The organism is Geobacillus sp. ZGt-1 (assembly GCF_001026865.1).
Classification (GTDB): Bacteria; Bacillota; Bacilli; order Bacillales; family Anoxybacillaceae; genus Geobacillus; species Geobacillus thermoleovorans.
On record NZ_LDPD01000168.1, the window covers coordinates 1 to 3,128 of the forward strand.

Genomic DNA, 3,128 nt, shown 5'->3' on the forward strand with positions numbered 1-3,128 from the left:
GAGGCCGAAAAGCCTTGATATATGAACATTTCTAGAGGGAGAGGGGTTTTTTGTAATCAAAATTGAAATGACTTGGAGGCACTAATGGATTATAGTGGATACATCTTCGACCTCGACGACACGCTATATTGCGAACACGATTATGTCAGATCGGGATTCTGGACGGTGGCGAATGAGCTGGCGAAGCAGCGTCCAGACATAGGGATAGACGGCATTTATCAAATGCTGATCGATGAATGGCGGCGAAATGGGCGCGGGCGGGTGTTTGATGACGTATGCAAGCAGCTAGGTATTGACGCCGATATTGCCCGCCTCGTCCATCTTTATCGCAGTCATCGGCCCGATATTTCGCTATATGATGATGCGAAGGAAGTTCTGTCTCATTTAAAACAGACAGGAAAAAAGCTCGGCATCATCACGGATGGGGATTCGACGATGCAATGGGCGAAAATCAAAGCTCTTGAACTTGAGCATTTCGTAGATAAAATCATCGTGACCGGTGATTTGGGAAGGGAACATTGGAAGCCGAGCGAGACGCCGTATCGAAAGATGATGGAGTATTTGGGGTTGGATTTTCGCGATTGCGTATACATCGGCGATAACCCAAATAAAGACTTTATTGCCGCGAAAAGGCTCGGGATGGGCACGGTGCGGATTGTTCGGGATGTCGGCGATCATATGCGAACGAAGTTGGGGGACGAATACGAAGCGGACATGACGATTGGCTCGTTGACAGAATTGATTAACAGGTTGTAAGCCGACGAAGGGGTGTCGTTGGTTCTTTCCCCCTGTTTGGTGAAAGAGGTGGTTCGTATACACGTATTGGTGACCAGCATTTCCAAAAAGGTTCCGTTGCTTCAAGCGGTTCGACACGCGATGCGGAAAATGGGAATGTCAGGGATTTTGATCGGGGCTGATCGAAACAGCAATTGCATTGCCCAATATTTTGTCGACGAATTTTGGCACATGCCTTCGTTAGAACATTTTACTGTTGAAGAATTCATTTCAACTTGCCGCAAGAAGCACATCCGCTTCATTATACCGACAAGAGACGGCGAGCTTCCGTTCTTTTCTGCCTATCGTCAAGTATTTGAAGAGAACGGTATATTTGCCATGGTGTCTGAACAGAACGCGATTGATATTTGTCTTGATAAGCTGCGGTTTTATGAAGTGCTCTCGGCTCAGGGATTCCCTGTCGTTCCGACGGCGCTTTCGTTGGCAGAACTGGATGATGGCGATTATGTTGTGAAGGAACGTTACGGAGCGGGGGCGAGAAACGTCGGGCTTTGTTTAACGAAAGAAGAAGCAAATCAGCATGCCCATAAGCTGGAGGCCCCTGTTTTTCAGCCTTTTATCGCTGGGACAGAGATCAGCATTGATCTCTACATGACACGGACAGGACACGCGAAGGGAGCAGTGGCTCGAAAAAGGGATTACGTCGTGAATGGGGAGTCACAAGTCACCACAACGATCAGAAATGAGAAATTAGAGGGCATGTGTATCGCTGTCGCCTCCTATTTAGGGTTATACGGGCATGCGGTGATGCAAGTGATCATCGATCGTGAGGGGCAGTTTCATCTCATCGAGTGCAATCCTCGCTTTGGCGGAGCTTCAACGTTAAGCATTGAAGCCGGTTTGGACAGTTTTTATTGGTTTTTTCTTGAGGCGCAAGGGAGGAACTTGGAGCACTACCCATTCGTCCGTTCAACGAATGAAAAGAAACAAATTCGGTATCCAACGGATTTCGTGATCGATTTGTAAAGGGGGATCAAGTTGAAAACGATCATCATCATCCAGGCCCGCATGGGATCATCGCGGCTGCCGGGAAAAGTGCTCATGCCGCTTGGCAATACGGTTGTGTTGGACTATGTTGTTTCACGATGCCAACAAGTAGAAGAAATCGATGAAGTGATTGTCGCTACGTCCACCCTGATGCAAGATGATGTGATTGAGAATTGGTGCCAGAAACATCACGTGTCTTGTTTCCGCGGCTCAGAGGATGACGTACTTTCCCGTTATTACGAGTGTGCTAAGCCTCATCAGCCTGATTATGTCATTCGCGTGACGGCGGATTGCCCGTTTGTCGATTATGAACTTGCCAATCAAATTATTGAGGCAATGAAGGCTGAACCATCTGATATCGTGATTGTGGAAGGAGATTTACCGCGCGGTCTAGTCGTTGAAATGGTGTCGTTTTCAGCGCTCGAATACATATACCATCATGGGAAAGAGCCGCGTCATCGCGAGCATGTGACGTATTACGCTTATGAATTCCCGGATGAATTTAAGCGTACACTTGTTCAAGCGCCGAAAGCCATTTGCCAACCTCAACTGCGCATCACATTGGATACCGAAGAAGACTATCAATTATGCGTAGCCATTGCGAACCATTTCAGAGGGGATCGATTCGTTCGTTCGCGTGAGGTCGTCCAGTTTTTACTGGATCATCCGGATGTGGCCAAGCTCAACGCCCATGTTCAGCAAAAACCGGTGGTGTAAAATGTGTACGCGGAGGCGAAGCTATGAGTCATCAAAATAAAACGATTGTCCTTTATAATGGGCAAAGTCAGTATGGTGTGCTTCGATATTTTATTCAAGATCTTGCTGTATCTTTTCAACAACTCGGTTTTGAAGTGAAAATTATAGATCTTCTAGCATCTTCATGGATAGCAGAACTTGAAAGAGTTTTAAAAGAAAAAGAGGTATTTTTCTTCTTATCAATGAATGCCATGGGGATTGACATAAAGGTTGGAGATAAGTCGTTATATGACCATTTAAATATTCCATTATTCGCCTTTTTAGTTGACCATCCTATGTATCATATAAATCGATTAAACCAAGGAGTAAAAAATCTCATTGTTTCGACTGTGGATCAAACCCATCTTTCATTTCTAAGGACATTTTTGAATGGAGTATATTCCAAAGTTTTTATTCCTCATGGTTCTTCGTATAATGAGGTTTCTGTCTCAAGTAAGACAATGGAAGAGAGAAAGGTCGATATTTTATTTGTGGGGACGTTTACAAATCCAGATCACTTCCGAAAACAGTGGACAGACTGCGATAAGTATATCAGTAAATTGTTTGATGCAATTATGGAAAAATATTTATATAACCCGTGGTGCTAGTTG

4 protein-coding genes are annotated in these 3,128 nt (G+C 45.1%); all 4 read left to right on the forward strand.

The annotated features are described in order from the left end of the window. Positions 1-84: 84 nt before the first annotated feature. Genes VU18_RS16325 through VU18_RS16340 form a run of 4 tightly spaced genes read left to right on the forward strand, consistent with a single transcriptional unit; the run spans position 85 to position 3,125 of the window. Positions 85-756, forward strand: a complete 672-nt coding sequence (locus VU18_RS16325) for an HAD family hydrolase (protein ID WP_047758560.1) — start codon at positions 85-87, stop codon at positions 754-756. Positions 757-795: 39 nt separating this feature from the next. Further along, the gene (locus VU18_RS16330; protein ID WP_236687446.1) at positions 796-1,761 is read left to right on the forward strand and encodes an ATP-grasp domain-containing protein; all 966 of its coding nucleotides are present in this window, start codon (positions 796-798) and stop codon (positions 1,759-1,761) included. Positions 1,762-1,773: 12 nt separating this feature from the next. After that, a complete protein-coding gene (locus VU18_RS16335; protein WP_047758562.1) occupies positions 1,774-2,499 on the forward strand; it encodes a cytidylyltransferase domain-containing protein in 726 nt (241 codons plus the stop codon). Positions 2,500-2,522: 23 nt separating this feature from the next. Further along, complete coding sequence (locus VU18_RS16340) at positions 2,523-3,125, forward strand: hypothetical protein (protein WP_201775865.1); 603 nt, start codon at positions 2,523-2,525, stop codon at positions 3,123-3,125. Positions 3,126-3,128 lie beyond the last annotated feature (3 nt).